Genomic DNA, 15,588 nt, shown 5'->3' with positions numbered 1-15,588 from the left:
GCCATCACACCTGCTCGGCGAGCTGTGCGAGGAAACTCTGCCAGTTATCGTCACCGATGAAGCCGCCTGCCTCGACCACCATGTCTGGTGCGATGAACAAGTAGGCGGGCGAGGCTCGGCGCGGGTTGAGCATCGCATAGGCGATCCCCGCCATATCGAGGAAATGCGCTTCGAATTCCTGGTCCTGGCCGATGTCGGCAGCCTTGAGCCGCTCGGCGGTGACGACCCACAGATCGACGCCGCGGCCCGGAGTGCGTGCGGCCGCGGCCGCCACGCCAAGCGCAGCGGCGCGGCACTTGGGGCAGCCTTTCGATAGGAACACGATTACGTAGGCGGTCTCGCCCGCAGCTATTGATACCGAGGTTCCGGCGCGGCTTTTGCCGGTGAAATTCTCCACGCGAGCGCCTGCTGGAAACAACAGGTCCGGCGGCGCGCCACCGTCGCCGCGGCGGCCGCGCAAGAGATGCGCGACCAGCGCAAGATTGGTCGTCGCCGCGACCGCAAGAAAGGCGGCGATCGCCTCGGTATCGCTCATGGGTACCACGACACGTAGTTGCTGGAATGCAGTAGAGGCAGGAGGCGCTGGGCGATCATCAGGTAGACACCGGCCGCCGAACTGACGACCCAGACCGCGGGCGAAGAAGGCCAAGCGTCGCCGACCACCACAAAGAGTCCCGCGATCGCGACGAGCGCCGGCCCGAACAAGCTGGCCGGCCCGATCGCTTCGTTGCCGCCGAAGCAGTTGCATGCCACGGCATCGCCGCGCCGCAATACTATCACGATCGCGCCTGCAAACAGCACCGCGCTGGCGGCGGCGACCGCCCCGCCAGCGGCAACGCAAGTATTCGAGCCCATGATCAGCCCACCGCCGATCGTCAGGGCGACGAGGCACTCGACCGCGACTACAATCCCCGCGGTGCCACGCGCGGGAAGCTGGGGCGCGATTTCAGCGACTGTCGCGGCGAACATCGCGAAATCGCGAAACTTTGCCGCGGCAGCTAGTGTAAAGCAGGTTACGAGATACAGGGCCGCGGCGGCGGTTGCAAAAGCCACGTTACCCGCCCGCGATCAGCGCTTCGGCCACGGCTTCGGCGATCCGAAGCGCGGGGGCAAGCTCTTCGACGAAGACGAACTGTCCGACCGGATTGTTCTCGAGGAAGACATGCCTTCCGTCCGGTGTGGCGATAAGGTCGATCGCACCATATGCCAGTCCGTAACTGGCAACGAACTCGCAGCAGCGCGTAGCGAGATCCTCGGGCAATTCGACTGCGGTATATGCGATTTCGGCGTCGTAGTGACGAAAATCCACGCGCGTGCGCTCATTCGCCTGGGAATCGATACGCGCCGCGAAGATCCGCCCTGCTACGACCGTGACCCGGATTTCATGGGCCTTTTCGATGTAGTGCTGGAACAGGCTAGGCAGGGCCGCAATGCTGTCGAGTTCGGGGTCATCGACCTGGACCAGCGTGGTGTGCAGGCCGTTGGCAATGCGGTCTTCGGTCTGCACGTGCTCGGCAGCCAACGTCGGTGTCGACAGGGTCTTGAAAATCGCCCCGTCGGCGCCCTTTGCAATAAACGGCCGGACCTCGTCTGGCCGATTGCCGATCATGCTCGCCGGCACCGCGAAACCCATCCTGCGTGCCCGCACCAGTTGTTCGCATTTCCATCCCGCCGCACGCAGGGCGACCGGATGGCTCATGAAGAAGCAGTCGAGGCTGTTCAGCCAACCGAGCAGCATGTGATTGGCCTCGCCATCGGCGAACGCTTTCTCCTGCGCGGACAGTTCAGCGGCAAATGCGAAGTCGGCAGGTTTGCGCATCCACACCGATCGCACCGCGGAAAGGTCGAGCGTTGTGCCGGACGCGCGACAGAAGAGTGTACCGCTCCAGCCCGTTTCATCGAGCGCCATCGTGAGACTGTAGTCGCGCGGGAAGCGGTCGAGGTCGATGCGAAAGCAGGGCTCGCCGCGCGCGGCGATTAGCACGCCCACGCGGTCGGCGTGGACATCGTCGCTGCGCGTGACGATCAGTATGGCCGCTTCGCTCACCTGCGCGTCCCCAGCCGGTCAAGCACAAGCAAGCCGCGCGTCCGGGTCAGCAAAGAAAGCCGCTGTCCGGATTGAAGATATCTCCGGTACGGTAATCGCCGAAGGGCACGCCGGTGCACCCTGCCACGGACGGCCCCTTGCGTGCTCGCCAAGGCGTGGCGGTACCCGCACCATCGGCGCGTCGCGCGAGGCAAAAGGCGAAGGTCCTGTGATTGTCGGTCATGATGAAGCTCCCGTTTTGCGGCAACGAACCCCGGGACTCGTCCCGGGGCCGTAGTCGTGGCGTCAGCAGAAAACGCCCGTGTCGCCTTCGCGATAGTTCAGGCGTTCAACTTCGCTGCAGCCGGCAATCGCCGGACCTTTACGTACGGCCCACTTGCCTTCGGGCGCAGCGTCGCGACCGGCGAGGCGGAAGGCGAAGGTCTTGCTTTCGGTCTTCATCTCATCTTCTCCACAAGTTGAACGGCGGCGATCTAGAGCCCCCGCCGGCACCCAGAATCGAGTGCTGCTCCATGGTAGAGAAGAGGATACCCTCACGAAAATACGTGAAAGAACCCAATTACATAGGTAGGGTTACCGAGCTCTAGGCGGGCATCCGCCGGAATTCGCCCATTCGGCGAACGACAACATTTCAGCAGCGCCACTGCAATCAGTGCCCTACATTCCCGCTGCAGCATGTTCCCGTGTGCGATGAGTGGGCGCGCGCGGCCGCTTGAGTGTGGTCGACTGGGCCAGTCGTCAGACCACGCCCAGGGCCTTCATCGCCTCTGCCACACCGACGAAACCGACCACGTTCGCGCCCAGGACGTAATCGCTAGGTTTTCCGTATTCATCTGCGGTTTCCGCGCAGCGGCGATGGATGTCGCGCATGATGGCGGCAAGCCGCTCTTCGGTTTGCTCGAAAGTCCAGCTATCACGCGAGGCGTTCTGCTGCATTTCCAGGGCCGACGTTGCGACGCCCCCGGCGTTTGCGGCCTTTCCGGGGCCGAAAAGGACACCTGCTGCCTGGAACAGCTTCACCGCCTCCGGGGTGCACGGCATGTTCGCACCCTCGCCGACTGCGAGCACACCATGTTCGATCAGAACGCGAGCGTCTTTCCCGGTAAGCTCGTTCTGCGTGGCGGATGGCAGCGCCACTTCGCAGGGCACCTCCCAGATCGACCCGCCCTCGATATACGAGGTGCTGCTGCCCTTGAGCTTGGCGTATTCCGAGATCCGCCCGCGGCGCACCTCCTTGATCTGCTTGACGAGATCGAGGTCGATGCCTTCTTCATCGACCACGTAGCCTGCGGAATCCGAGCAGGCGATGACTTTCCCGCCAAATTCCGCGACTTTCTCGATCGTGTAGATCGCGACATTGCCAGAGCCCGAAACGACGACGCGCTTGCCGTCGAAATCTTCTGCCCGGGTCCCCAGCATTTCTTGGACGAAGTATGCCGTCCCGTAGCCGGTCGCCTCGGTACGTGCGCGCGAGCCGCCGTAGACAAGTCCTTTGCCGGTGAGGACGCCGGCTTCGTAGCGGTTCGTGAGCCGCTTGTACTGGCCGAACAGGTATCCGATTTCGCGTGAGCCGACGCCGATGTCGCCTGCCGGCACGTCCGTGTATTCGCCGATGTGGCGGTACAGTTCGGTCATGAAAGACTGGCAGAACCGCATGACCTCGCCATCGGATCGGCCGCGCGGATTGAAATCGGACCCGCCTTTGCCGCCTCCGATGGGCAAGCCGGTAAGCGCATTCTTGAAGATTTGCTCGAAGCCGAGGAACTTGATGATCCCGACGTTCACCGACGGATGGAAACGAAGGCCGCCCTTGTACGGCCCAAGCGCGGAATTGAACTGCACCCTAAACCCGCGGTTGATCTGCACTTCGCCCCGATCATCCACCCACGGCACGCGAAAGATGATCTGCCGCTCGGGTTCGCAGATCCGTTCGATCAAGGCATTGTCGGCATACTCCGGATGCTTGGCGACGACTGCCCCGAGGCTTTCGAGCACTTCCTGCACGGCTTGCAGAAACTCGGATTCACCGGCGTTGCGGCGAAGGACCTCATCGAAGATCGGCTGCAGTTTCTCATCAATCATCGAGGACTTCTTCCCGGCTCCGCTGTCGTGCCGACCGCCTGTGAGGCACGTGCGCCCATTTTGGAAGAGGGAGATACCTCGCTTCGTGCGCGCAGGCACCTAGCGGTCCACGCGTCCGCGACCGCGTGCTGCGCCCACTTCACGGAAACCTCGTCACCTCGGCGCGTTGAGGGCAGGTCACCGGTTTTGCGACACGCGTTCAGGAAGGACGAACCATGCCTCGGACTCTCGTGCTCTATCACTCCACCTACGGCCACGTCGAAACGATGGCGAAGGCCATGGCCGAAGGTGCACGCGGGGTTGCCGGTGCCAAGGTCGACATCCGCCGCGTGCCCGAACTCGTGCCGGAAGAGGTCGCGCGAGATGCCGGCTACAAGCTCGATCAAGAGGCGCCGATCGCGCGGGTCGATGACCTGCCGAAGTACGACGCGATCATAATCGGGGTCGGCACACGCTACGGCCGGATGGCATCCCAGATGGCGAATTTCTTGGATCAGACTGGCGGCCTTTGGGCGAGCGGCGCGCTGAACGGAAAAGTCGGATCCGCGTTCACCTCCACCGCGACCCAGCACGGCGGACAGGAAACGACCCTCATGGCGATCCACACGAACCTGATGCACCTCGGCATGATCTGCGTCGGCCTACCCTACAGCTTCGCCGGACAAATGACTCTCGACGAGATCACCGGCGGCACTCCCTACGGCGCGACGACGATTGCGGGGGGCGACGGCTCGCGCCAGCCGAGCGAGAACGAGCTGGAAGGCGCGAGATTTCAGGGCCGCCTGGTCGCCGATATAGCGGGCAAGCTGCAGGGGTGAGGCACGCTCGAGGCTCGCCACTCCGCGAGCGGATGGAGGATCTGGCGTGACCCGGCGACCGCGAGCAGCCCACTTCAAGGACAACATCGTTCTTTACGGCGCGCTCGCGGCCAATCTCGGGATCGCCGTTGCCAAGTTCATCGCCGCTGCGATCAGCGGTTCGTCGTCGATGCTGACGGAGGGGGTTCACTCACTCGTCGATAGCGGCAACCAGGTTCTCCTGCTCTATGGCCAAGGTCGCGCGCGGCGAGCGCCGGACCGGATGCATCTGTTCGGCTATGGGCGCGAGCTCTACTTCTGGGCCTTTGTCGTCGCCATGCTGATCTTTGCGGTCGGCGCTGGCGTGTCGATCTACGAGGGGACCATGCATTACATGGACCCTGAGCCGCTCCGCGATCCGACCATCAACTACGTGGTGCTGGGCGTCGCCTTCCTGCTGGAGGGAGGATCCGCAGTGCGCGAATTTGCCGCCCGGCCCCACCCCGAGGGTTGGTGGCAGTCTGTCGTGAACTCCAAGGATCCCGGGCATTTCGTCGTGCTGTTCGAAGATAGTGCAGCGCTGGTCGGCCTCGCCGTGGCGGCTGCTGGCGTCTGGGCCAGCCATCACTTCGGCGACCCGCGGATCGACGGCCTGGCCTCGATCCTGATCGGCCTGGTACTGACCGGCGTGGCCCTCCTCCTCGCGCGCGAGGCGAAGGGTCTGATCATCGGCGAGAGCGCCGATCCGACCGTGGTCCGCGGGATACGCGCAGCCATTGAGAGCCATCCGAACATCACCAGCGTCAATCACGTCCGGACGATCCATACCGCACCCGACGCGATATTCGTGGCCGTCAGCGCGGACTTCGACGATCGCGTCTCGATGGGAGAAGGCGAACGGCTGATCGAGTAGATCGAGGCGCAGCTGAAGGAGATATCGCCTTGCTTCTCCTCGATATACGTTCGGCCGGAAAAGCGGCAGGACGCGGTCGTCGCCGCACCCTGATCACTTCGGCGCGGTCGCGATCTCCTGGCCGGCAAACCAGCTTGCCAGTGTCGAGAAATACTCCGCCGCTTCGGGCCGGGCCCACTGCGATTGCGCGGGGTTCATCTGCGCCTTGGGAGTCATCGATGTGGCCATGTGGTGGTCCGCGCCCGCTATCACGCGCACTGTGAGGTTCGGGCTCCGCCGGGCGTTGATCCGAGCGACCGAGGTCGCCACGGGAACGACCGGGTCGTTGGCGCCGAACAGGATCAGCGCCGGCACATCGACCTGATCGAGCGTCGGCAGCGGATCGTACTCGATCTCCTTGCGCCAGCGCGATGTCGCCCGATCCCCGACGGTTTCGCCCATGTAGAGCAGATCGAACCACGGCTTGTCCTTGGCCGCGTCGACCAGCGCCTGCGCAGTCGCGCGATCGCCCGTCCCGCGCATGTAATCGTCCACCGCCTGGCGCATCGCGCGCATCTGGTCGATCTCGGCATCCGAATGCCCGCTGATGCGCATGCTGTTCTCTGAGCGGAACATCATCTGCACATCGGGGGTCACAACGGGCGCCGAGATCGACACGACGAACCGCACATCGGAGCTGCGCGCGGCTGCAAGCAACGACAGCCAGCCGCCCTGGCTCAATCCCCAGATGCCGATCCGCTCCGAGTCTATCCGCGGATCGGCCTTGAGCATCCGTACTGCTGCAATCGCATCGTCGGCGAGCATGGTGTAATCGCTGTCTTTCAGGCTTCCGCCCGATCGTCCGCTGCCGCGCCGGTCGTAGGTCAGCACCGCGATACCGAGCGGCGGCAGCATCTCCTTCAGGTGCTGGTAGAGCACCGCATCGCCCAGCGACTTCGAGGCGCTGTGCGTGACGACCACGGCCGCCAGGGCCCGCCCTCCCTTTGGCAGATAGAGCGTCCCGGCGAGCGTGGCATCGCCGCTGCGGAAAGTCCGGCTTTCGCTCACGGTTACGGTCGAAGGTGCCGCGCTCCAGGGCAGCGAAGTCACGCTACGGGCAGATGCCGGTGTATTCGCCGCGAATGCGAGCATCAACGTCAAGGCCCAGAAGGCGGCTGCAATCCAGCGGAGCATGCTCCTATGGGGCTGGCGCGTTGGACCCTCTTCGGCCGGCCCCCGCCCTCGTGCAGTTGCAATGCCGACCGGCGAAGTTGTGAGTTCGCTCATCTTGCTCTCCCTGACCGACGCCTTTTGGGTCATCAGAACTTTCCCCGCACGGAAAACGAGAAGATCGGACCGATCAGCCGGTCCCGCTCCTCGATCGAGGTGATCGGCGTCTCGCCCCGGAGGCCGCCATATACGATCCTGTGGCGCCGGGACCGTGCATTGAGGATATTGCCGACTTGCGCGCGCACGGTGAGGCCGAAGACGTCCTTGTTCTCGATGAACACGGAGGCGAAGCTAGGACCCTCCCAGATACGGTCTACCTGATTGCTGCGATAGTTCGGCTGATTGTGCGAGTAGTCGGCCGCACCGCCCCAGGCCCAGTCGCTGTCCGGGATGTCGTGCCGCAAGGCGATGCTTGCCTCCGTATCCGTGAAGCCGCTCCACTGGCGCGATTCTCCGGTGAACGGATCACGCAGGCGCGACCCCTGGTAGAGAACGCTGGTGTCGAGCTTCACCCCGTTGAGGCCGGCGGGGTCGAGATTGATCGTGCTCGTCCAGACGACCGCCGCCGCCCGGGACTTCGCGATGTTGCCGACAGACTCGCCATCGCCGACCGGGATGATGTCGACATAGTCTTCGACGTCGCGGTAGATCAGACGGAGCTGTGTCGATCCCCAGGGGCCGAACTTCTTGTTGATCTCAGCCTCGTAGCTCCAGTCCTGCTGCGGGCGCAGATCGTTGTTCCCGGAGTTCGCGTTCCCGTCGTTGAGGAAGGCCCGCGCGAGGAAGTCGTAGAACGAGAGCTGTAGCACGCGCCGCCGGATCTTGAGCGCTACGTCGAAGTCGTCGCTCGGCGTCCAGGCCAGCGAGAGCGAACCCTTGGGTCGGAAGAAACTGCGCGTCAGGCCGTTCGACCCCGTCTGCGCGATAGTCGAATGCTCGGCGCCTCCAACGAGTTGGAACGACAGCGTAGGGGTGAGCTTGCGGCCGAAGCTGAGCAGCCCCTCGTAGCGGTCCTCGCTCACGCCGCCGCTGCCTTCGGGGAACGGGATCTCGACGAACTCGCCCGTGGGGTCGAGGGTAAACAGACCGGCGACGTTCTCCAGCGTATTGAACGCGGCTTCGCCCGAAAGCTGCCAATCCCCGCCGAGCATCTTCCAGCTGTATTCACCGCGGGCGATGGTCTCGCCCAAATCGCCGGTCTGCGTGAAGCGGTCGCCGATATCGGCCGAACCGTCGGCGAAGCTGGTGATGGCTTCCTGAAGGTAAGGTTCGTGGCTGACGCGCCTGATCCCGATGGCCTTGAGCCGTCCCGGGCCCAGGGCGAAGTCGTAGTCCCCACCCAGTTCGTAGTTCCAGCTATCGTTGCGCTCGCGGAAAATGCGGGAACGGTCGGGCAAGCCGGGACCGGTGCGTTCGCCGATCTCGTCGTAGCGGTCGTAGATGCGCTGGTAGTGAGCGTTGATGTGCCCGACGCTGGTGCCCGGGCCATCCCAGGTCACCTTCCCCGAAAGCTTCGGCGTGTCGTAATGCGTATTCCAGATCTCGAAGCGCCGCTCGGTGACCGCGCCCGCGGCATCGTAGATGAGCGTGCCGCCCCCTGCGCCGCTGCGCGCGGACTCGTCGTTGTTGAGCCCGACTTCGTACTCGATCGCACCGCTGCGCCCGCTGACCGACACGTCGCCGCGCGTGAACAGCGGGTCGGTATAGTGCGCGCGAAATTCCGGCTTCCACGAGAATTGGCCGGAAAAGCTGTCCGCCCGGAAGACGATGTTGGCGACCTGCCCCGAGAGGCCCGGAATGTCGAGAGTGGCGCCGTCGAGGATCTCGATGCGCTCGACATTGTCGGCGGGGATGCGGGTCAGCAGCGTTTCGAGCGTATCGGATTTGCTCGATGGTCGCTGGCCGTTGAACAGAACGTTGCCCGTAGCCTGGCCGAGACCGCGCAATTGCTCGCTGTCGCGGATCGTGAACCCGGGAACCTGGTTCAGCATGTCGTACGCGTTCTTGGGCGCGTAGCGGACGAAGTCGGCCGGGGTGTAGACCTGCCCGGACCGGAGGGTCGAGGCGGCCGGCTGCGCGTCGGGCGCAGGGGCGTCGCCGCTGTGGGGCAGATCCTGCGCTTGGGCCGGCCATGCGCCGAGTAGCGCGATCGCCGCGGCCCCAATGAGTGCTTTCATCTGCGCTCTCCCCCTCAATTCCGCGCCGCAGCGTTGATCTTTTGCGCGTATTCGGGAGTGACCCCGGTCGCTTTCATCGCGATCAGGTCGTGCGCGCGAGGCTGGTAGCCGGCAGCGACGATCCCGCGGACATAGGCTTCGTCGATACCGAGCGCGCGGCAACCAACTGCATCGTCTATCGATTTGAGATCGAGACCAGCCGACCGAAGGCCGGTGACGTAACCGGGCGTCACGTCGAGAGCAGCCGCCGCGATCACGTCGTTGAGCGAACGCGGGGAGAGGCCTTGCCGGGTCAGGCCGTCGATCAGGGCCAGATCCGCGTCGACCAGAGCCACCGTCAGCAAGTCTTCCTTGCCTTTCGGCGGCAAGCCGCGGGCGTCCAGGCCGGCCTCGAACGCCGCATCGGGCGCAAAGACGCAGTCGCCGCTTCCGTCGTAGCGCCGATCGAGAGTGCCGCGGCAGGTCAGCAAGCCCGGTTCGCGATCGATCGTGAATGTGACCGCGCCTTGGTTCGGCGATCCCAGTGCGGCTCTGACCGATGCGAGATCGCGCTCGCCACCGTCGAGCGGAAATGTGCTGCTGCTGCTCTCGTGGTGAACGCGCAGGGTCGGTGCGCCCCTGGCTGTGTCCGAGACGGTCCAGGTGATGTCGGTCAGGTTGACCGCTCCACCTTGCGACCAACTCGGCGCTGCGGTGGCCGAACCGAGCATGAGCGCTGCTGCGAGAACCGCGGGCTTGGAGAACATCTTCATGGCAGGCTCCTATCTGCGCCGGCGGCAGGCGAGCGAAGGCGCTCACCGAAAACCGGCGTTGTCGAAATTTCAGTAGGCTTTTGACGTCGGGCGGCGGTTAGTCGTGGTTTGGATCGGACCGCGTATTGCCGGGGACGACCGACGTCGAAGTTCCGTCTTCCGAGCGGCGGGTGCTCACGACGCCCCCGGGCCCGGCGATCGCGGTGGCTCCCGTCTGCGAGACAGAGATGGCCTGCGGCCCTCGCGGCGGACCCGGCGGCGGCCCGCGATGGCTCGTCACTGCGCGGACGCTTATCACGTCGTCGGGGTTCGCGACGTTCAGGCCCGAGGCGCGCATATCCTCGACGAATTTCCCGGTGACGCCGACCGCACGCATGCTGATCAGCTCCTCCAGCGTGGCCCGGGGGAAGTAGCCGCGAAGCTCGTGGACGTAGGCGGCGGTGAGGCCGACCGCCCGGGCACCGATAATTGCGTCGAGATCGGCACTGGCATCGGCCGCGCGCATGGCGCGGGCATAGGCTGCGTCGACGCCGACGGCGCGGGCGCCGACGAGTTCGTTCGCATCCGCGGCACCGAATACGCTCCGCATCTCCGCCATATAGTCGAGCGTGACGCCGGTCGCCTTGGCGGCAATGACGTCGTCCACGTCGAACCCTTCGCCGCTATCGCGCACCTCGGCGACGTCGGCCGGCGTTACATCCATCGCGCGCATGCTCACCAGATCCTCCGCGCTGACCGTTGCCTGCGCATCGCTGGTGAGCGCCGCGGGATTGTGCTCGGCCATCGTCGACATCGGCTCGACATCAGCGACAGTCGCTCCCGACAGTTTCGCGCGCTCCGCGGCGACGGTCGTGAAAGCCGCCAGTGGCGTGGCGATGGCGAGCACCGAGGCAATACCAACGAAGCCCCAGCCCGTGCCGGCAGGCCCCCGCGAAGCATTCGCATCGAGCACGCGGATCACGCGGCGCTTAAGCGAGTTCTTGGCCGGTGCGACGCCATGTGCGGCGATCAGCACGGCGCGGTTGTCGTGCCGGGCGGCGTTGACCAGCAGCGTGGCGTAGTCCGAGCCGGCGATGTCGGTCAGCAAGACCGCGTCGTCCGCCGCTTCCTCGCGCAAGTGATGGCTCTCGCGGGCAAGCAGCCAGACCAGCGGGTTGAACCAGAACAGCGCGCAGGCAAGCCGCGCAATGAGGAGCTTGGCCCAGTCGAGGCGGGCGACGTGCGCCAGTTCGTGCGCGATGATCGCCTCGGCTTCCCGAACGGCCGAGACCGCGCGGGGATCGAGCAAAATGGTCGGGCGCAGCACGCCCCAGCTTATCGGCGAGCGCAGTTCCTCGCTGACCAGCAGTGCGGTGCCGTGCTTGAATCCCATCCGGCGCTGCGCTTCGGCGAGCGCCGACAGCCAGGCCCCGTCGACCAGCACCTCGGCCCGCCCGCGCATGGCGAACAGCCTGAACACCGCGACCGCCATCATCACGAACATCAGCGCGAGTGGCAGCGCGTATATCCACACCGCGAGCTCCGCGAGGGTCGGCGGGCTGAAAAAAGGCGCCGCCACCGCGGCTTCCGCGGCGGTTATCGGAATATCGGCCGGATGCGCGGTCGCGGGCACTTCCGGCGCCACCGATGCGGCCGCATTCGATGCCAGGAGCTCCTGCGGCAGCGGCGCCCATTGCGGCAGCAGGACCGAGCCGATCGGCAGCAGCAGGATCGCGAGCAGGCCGAGATGCGCGATCAGCGACCGCTCAGCCGGCGTGCGGCCGCGCGCGAGCCTCAGAATGCCGAGCGTGAGCGCGGCGAGCACAAGCGATTTCAGAGCCAGGCTCGTCAGGAGCGAAGCGGTCAGCATCACGAATTCCTCTCCTTGCGCGCATGGGCGATCAACTGCTCCAGCTCGTCGAGCTCTTCGATGCTCAGGTTGTCCTGCATGCCTAGCAGAGCTGCCGCAGCGCTGGTCGGCGATCCGTTAAAGAACACCCGCACGACCTGACCCAGCGCGGACTTGCGCGCCGCCTTTTCGGGCAGGCTGGGTGCGTAGACGAACCCGCGGACGCTCTGCGAGCGTTCGACAAACCCCTTGCCCTCAAGCCGCTTGAGCATGGCGCGGATCGCGGAGCCGGAGATTTCATCCTCCAGCGCCTCGCCGATCTCCCCCACCGTCGATGCCCCACGCTCATAGAGAATGTCGACGATTTGGCGCTCTCGCGGCGGGAGATTGGACAACATGCGAATCACCTCATGCACTACATTTGTAGCGTGCTACATTTGTAGCGCATGCGGCGCAAGAGTGTTTGTTGCGTGGTCACGCCGAGATCGTCATGCCGGAAGCGTTCCGAACGATCGGCGGTGCGCTCAGCGTCCGCTTCTGAGCTCTAGCGTCGAGTTTGCGAGGAATGGTTCGCGGGGGAGCAGCCGATCGCGCGCGGAAAGAGCGCGGGCGCGTCACCGGCCTTCCAGGGATCCAGGCGGACCATGATGGCGGCGAAGAGCTCGGAATTCACGTGACCCCCGAGCCAGGTTTGCAAGTGCGGTAAGGGTTGTGCGGCGAACCACGCCTGATCGGTGGCCGCAAACTGCCGGACGAAGGGCATGATCGCCATGTCTGCAAGCCCCGGTGCGGTGCCGCAAAGTTGGCCCTGGCCTTCCAGCCGCGCGTTCAGCTCGGCCAGGAAGGCAAGCCCCGCGCGGCGATGCGCCGCAGCGTCGCTCCCGTGCCGGTCCGGATATTTGTAACGGTCGAGGTCGTGTTTGAACGGTCCGTCGTTGGCCGCGATGAGAGCGGGATCATCCCGCTTCAACCAGCCATCGGGGTCGGAGCGGCCGAGGGCCCAGCGCATGATGTCGAGGCTCTCCTCGATCACGCGGCCGCCGGGCTCGACGATCACCGGGACGGTCGCTTTCGCCGAAGCCTCCCGCAAAGCTGCGGGTTTGTCCGACAGCTTGACCTCGCGCAGTTCGCATGTCGTGCGGCTTACGAGCAGCGCGAGCCGCGCGCGCATCGCGTAAGGGCACCGGCGGAAGCTGTAGAGAACCGGAAGTGTCACGGCGTCCTATGCGCCGGTCTTGCCGAGAAGGCGGGCGCCGATGTGATCGCGGCCTTGTGCGGCGGCAAGCGCTTCCTGCCGGTGGCGCTCGCGATAGCCGGCCCGCTGTTCGTCCGTCCGCTCATGGTAGCATCTCGGACAGCTCACACCGGCTTCGTAGTGCGGCGAGGCGGCAGCTTCCGCATTCACCGGGCGCCGACAGGCGGGGCAAAGCTCGTGCGTTCCCGGCTTCAGCCCATGGCCGACCGCCACGCGCCGGTCGAACACGAAGCATTCGCCTTGCCAGAGGCTTTCCTCCTCCGGGACGGTCTCCAGATACTTGAGGATGCCCCCTTTCAGGTGGAACACCTCTTCTACGCCTTGCTCCTTGAGAAAGGCTGTCGACTTTTCACACCGGATGCCGCCGGTGCAGTACATCGCGACCTTCGGCGCCTTGCCCTGCCCGAGAAGCTGTTCGCGCCGGCCGCGGAACCATGCGGGAAAGTCGCGAAACGTGGCGGTGCGTGGATCGATGGAACCCGCGAAGCTGCCGATCGCGACTTCATAGTCGTTGCGCGTGTCGATCACGATCGTGTCGGGGTCGGAGATCAGCGCGTTCCAGTCATGCGGCGCGACGTAGGTTCCGACACTGGACAGGGGATCGATGCCGGTCTCCCCCATGGTGACGATTTCGCGCTTGATCCGCACTTTCATGCGGTGGAACGGCATTGTCGCTGCTGGAGAGAACTTGACGTCGAGATCCGCACATCCGGATATCCCCCGGATGTGATCCAACACGCGCCCGATGGCGTCCCGCGTGCCGGCGATGGTGCCGTTTATTCCCTCGCTGGCCAGCAGCAGTGTCCCGTTGACGCCCTCCGTGCGGCAAAGCTCCTCGAGCGGCCCGTGCACCGCGCCGCAGTCCTCAATCGGCGTGAAACGGTAAAGCGCCGTCACGCACAGGTCGCTCACCTTCGGGGCGCCTGGCTCCGGCATCGAAATGCTGTCGTCTTGCATGGAGGGCACCATAGCGCGGTTTGGCGATTCGCACGGAGAAACTCTCCCGATATTCGCGACCATCGCCTTAATCGGGGGGGCCGATTGGCTGCACGCAGCTTAGCAGTCCTGCTCCTCGTCCGCTCGGATGACGAAGACGTCGCTGAAAGCGCGGCTACGGCTCGGCGGGGAGAGCAATCGGAATTCGGGCAATCACTGAGCGACTCTCGGCCAGTTCATGTCCTCCAGCGCGATGCCGTTGGTCTCGGGCATTTGCTTCAAGGACCAGAGGAACTGGAGCAGCATCATCCCGCCGAAGAAGGCGAACACCCACCCTCCCAGCCGGGCTGCAAACACGGGGAAGGCCCAGGTGATTGCCGCCGCCATGACCCAGTGAACCGTGCTTCCGAGCGCCTGTCCCTTGCCGCGGACGGCGCTCGGGAAGATTTCGGAGATGAATACCCAGATCACAGCGCCTTGGGAAAGCGCGAAGGCTGCGATGAAGCCTAACAGGCCGATCAGGACGAGCGTGCCGTCCGGCCGCGCGCTTTCGAACTGCCAAGCGACGAGAAACAGTGCGGCAGCGGTGGCGATCGAGCCGAAGAGGAGCAGCGGTCGCCGGCCGAACCGATCGATCAGGAACAGCGCCGCGATCGTGAACAGGAGATTCGTGCCACCGATCGCGATCGATTGCAGCAGCGCGCTATCGGCTGCTGCACCGCCGAGCTCAAAGATGTGCGGCGCGTAGTAGAGCAGCGCGTTGATCCCCGAGAGCTGATTGAACATCGCGATAGCGATGGCGCAGGTCACAGGGAAGGAATGGGCGCGGGTGAACAGTCGAGCCTTGGCCCGCGTCGCGGCAAGCTCGCGCACCGCCGCCTCGCGCATATGGCGCACGTCGCCGGCGGGATCGGCGAAACCAAGCCGCTCCATGACCGTCAGGGCCCGTGTGTCGCGGCCAGCAGAGACCAGCCAGCGAGGGCTCTCCGGCAAGACCAGCGTGACCACCAGGAACAGCATGGAAGGCACGGTGACAATCCCGAACATCCATCGCCAGGCAATGTCCGGCGGAAGCAGGCCCGCGATGACGTAGTTCGAGATGAAGGCCAGAAGGATGCCGAACACGATGTTGAGCTGGTTGAGCGCGACCAAGCGACCGCGCACGTGAGCTGGCGAAACTTCGGCGATGTAGATGGGCGTTATAACCGACGCCGCGCCGATCGCCAGCCCCGCAAGGAGGCGGAAGGCCAGGAAGACTGCCCAACTGTCGGCGAGCGCCGATCCGAGCGAGGACACGACATAGGCGATCGCCACCGTGAGGAGCACCGCCTTGCGGCCGAAGCGGTCGGACGGCCAACCTGCAATGAGCGAGCCCACGATCGTTCCGATGAGCGCCGAGGCTACGGTGAAGCCAAGTTGAGCATCGCTCAGGGCGAAACGCTCCTGAAGAGCGGAGGTGGTGCCGGAGATTACCGCAGTGTCGAGCCCGAAAAGCAGGCCACCGAGCGCGGCGCCCGCCGCACTCAGGATCATGATGGCGGTCAAGCGTCCATGCCCAGGCGCGGGTATCGAGAGGTCCGTGTTGTTCATGA

General features: G+C 65.0%; 15 protein-coding genes and 1 pseudogene. 2 read left to right on the top strand and 14 right to left on the bottom strand.

Annotated features, from left to right (window positions below; translation table 11 throughout):
- Window positions 1-4 precede the first annotated feature (4 nt).
- The 6 genes from AC3A5N_RS12115 to gdhA form a co-directional block, all read right to left on the bottom strand.
- Window positions 5-535 (bottom strand): thioredoxin domain-containing protein, encoded by a 531-nt coding sequence (locus AC3A5N_RS12115; protein ID WP_487737574.1) that lies wholly within the window; start codon window positions 533-535, stop codon window positions 5-7.
- Window positions 532-1,053 (bottom strand): MauE/DoxX family redox-associated membrane protein, encoded by a 522-nt coding sequence (locus AC3A5N_RS12110; protein WP_487737573.1) that lies wholly within the window; start codon window positions 1,051-1,053, stop codon window positions 532-534. The genes AC3A5N_RS12115 and AC3A5N_RS12110 overlap by 4 nt, the downstream gene beginning before the upstream one ends.
- A gap of 1 nt (window position 1,054) precedes the next feature.
- Entirely contained in the window at window positions 1,055-2,047 is a 993-nt protein-coding gene (locus tag AC3A5N_RS12105) for an ATP-grasp domain-containing protein (RefSeq protein WP_487737572.1), read from the bottom strand.
- Window positions 2,048-2,093: 46 nt separating this feature from the next.
- The gene (locus AC3A5N_RS12100; RefSeq protein WP_487737571.1) at window positions 2,094-2,270 is read right to left on the bottom strand and encodes a hypothetical protein; all 177 of its coding nucleotides are present in this window, start codon (window positions 2,268-2,270) and stop codon (window positions 2,094-2,096) included.
- 62 nt (window positions 2,271-2,332) lie between these two features.
- Window positions 2,333-2,488, bottom strand: coding sequence for a hypothetical protein (locus AC3A5N_RS12095; protein ID WP_487737570.1), 156 nt, complete (start codon window positions 2,486-2,488; stop codon window positions 2,333-2,335).
- A gap of 297 nt (window positions 2,489-2,785) precedes the next feature.
- Complete coding sequence (gene gdhA, locus AC3A5N_RS12090) at window positions 2,786-4,129, bottom strand: NADP-specific glutamate dehydrogenase (protein WP_487737569.1); 1,344 nt, start codon at window positions 4,127-4,129, stop codon at window positions 2,786-2,788.
- 215 nt (window positions 4,130-4,344) lie between these two features.
- Here gdhA and wrbA point away from each other — a divergent pair, with 215 nt between their 5' ends.
- Window positions 4,345-4,947 (top strand): NAD(P)H:quinone oxidoreductase, encoded by a 603-nt coding sequence (gene wrbA, locus AC3A5N_RS12085; protein ID WP_487737568.1) that lies wholly within the window; start codon window positions 4,345-4,347, stop codon window positions 4,945-4,947.
- A 46-nt stretch (window positions 4,948-4,993) separates the two neighbouring features.
- Window positions 4,994-5,932, top strand: a pseudogene (locus AC3A5N_RS12080) (cation diffusion facilitator family transporter).
- Here the strand turns inward: AC3A5N_RS12080 and AC3A5N_RS12075 are convergent.
- From AC3A5N_RS12075 to AC3A5N_RS12040, 8 genes are all read right to left on the bottom strand, one after another.
- The gene (locus AC3A5N_RS12075; protein WP_487737567.1) at window positions 5,933-6,928 is read right to left on the bottom strand and encodes an alpha/beta hydrolase family protein; all 996 of its coding nucleotides are present in this window, start codon (window positions 6,926-6,928) and stop codon (window positions 5,933-5,935) included. It lies immediately after the preceding pseudogene.
- Between the two features lie 209 nt (window positions 6,929-7,137).
- On the bottom strand, window positions 7,138-9,225 hold the full coding sequence (locus AC3A5N_RS12070) for a TonB-dependent receptor plug domain-containing protein (protein ID WP_487737566.1): 2,088 nt from the start codon (window positions 9,223-9,225) through the stop codon (window positions 7,138-7,140).
- 14 nt (window positions 9,226-9,239) lie between these two features.
- Window positions 9,240-9,977, bottom strand: coding sequence for a hypothetical protein (locus AC3A5N_RS12065; RefSeq protein ID WP_487737565.1), 738 nt, complete (start codon window positions 9,975-9,977; stop codon window positions 9,240-9,242).
- A 97-nt stretch (window positions 9,978-10,074) separates the two neighbouring features.
- Window positions 10,075-11,826 (bottom strand): M56 family metallopeptidase, encoded by a 1,752-nt coding sequence (locus tag AC3A5N_RS12060; RefSeq protein WP_487737702.1) that lies wholly within the window; start codon window positions 11,824-11,826, stop codon window positions 10,075-10,077.
- The gene (locus AC3A5N_RS12055) at window positions 11,826-12,203 is read right to left on the bottom strand and encodes a BlaI/MecI/CopY family transcriptional regulator (RefSeq protein WP_487737564.1); all 378 of its coding nucleotides are present in this window, start codon (window positions 12,201-12,203) and stop codon (window positions 11,826-11,828) included. Before AC3A5N_RS12055 ends, AC3A5N_RS12060 begins: the two co-directional genes overlap by 1 nt.
- 146 nt (window positions 12,204-12,349) lie before the next feature.
- Entirely contained in the window at window positions 12,350-13,021 is a 672-nt protein-coding gene (locus AC3A5N_RS12050; protein ID WP_487737563.1) for a glutathione S-transferase, read from the bottom strand.
- Window positions 13,022-13,027: 6 nt separating this feature from the next.
- Window positions 13,028-14,017 carry an oxygen-dependent tRNA uridine(34) hydroxylase TrhO gene (trhO, locus tag AC3A5N_RS12045; protein WP_487737562.1) on the bottom strand — a complete coding sequence of 330 codons (990 nt, stop codon included), beginning with the start codon at window positions 14,015-14,017 and terminating at the stop codon, window positions 13,028-13,030.
- Between the two features lie 192 nt (window positions 14,018-14,209).
- Entirely contained in the window at window positions 14,210-15,586 is a 1,377-nt protein-coding gene (locus tag AC3A5N_RS12040; protein WP_487737561.1) for a sugar porter family MFS transporter, read from the bottom strand.
- Window positions 15,587-15,588 lie beyond the last annotated feature (2 nt).

The organism is Pelagerythrobacter sp. Soil_C_18 (genome assembly GCF_057657235.1).
The sequence above is the reverse complement of the archived record's forward strand: the minus strand, read 5'-3'. Positions and strand labels throughout refer to the sequence as shown.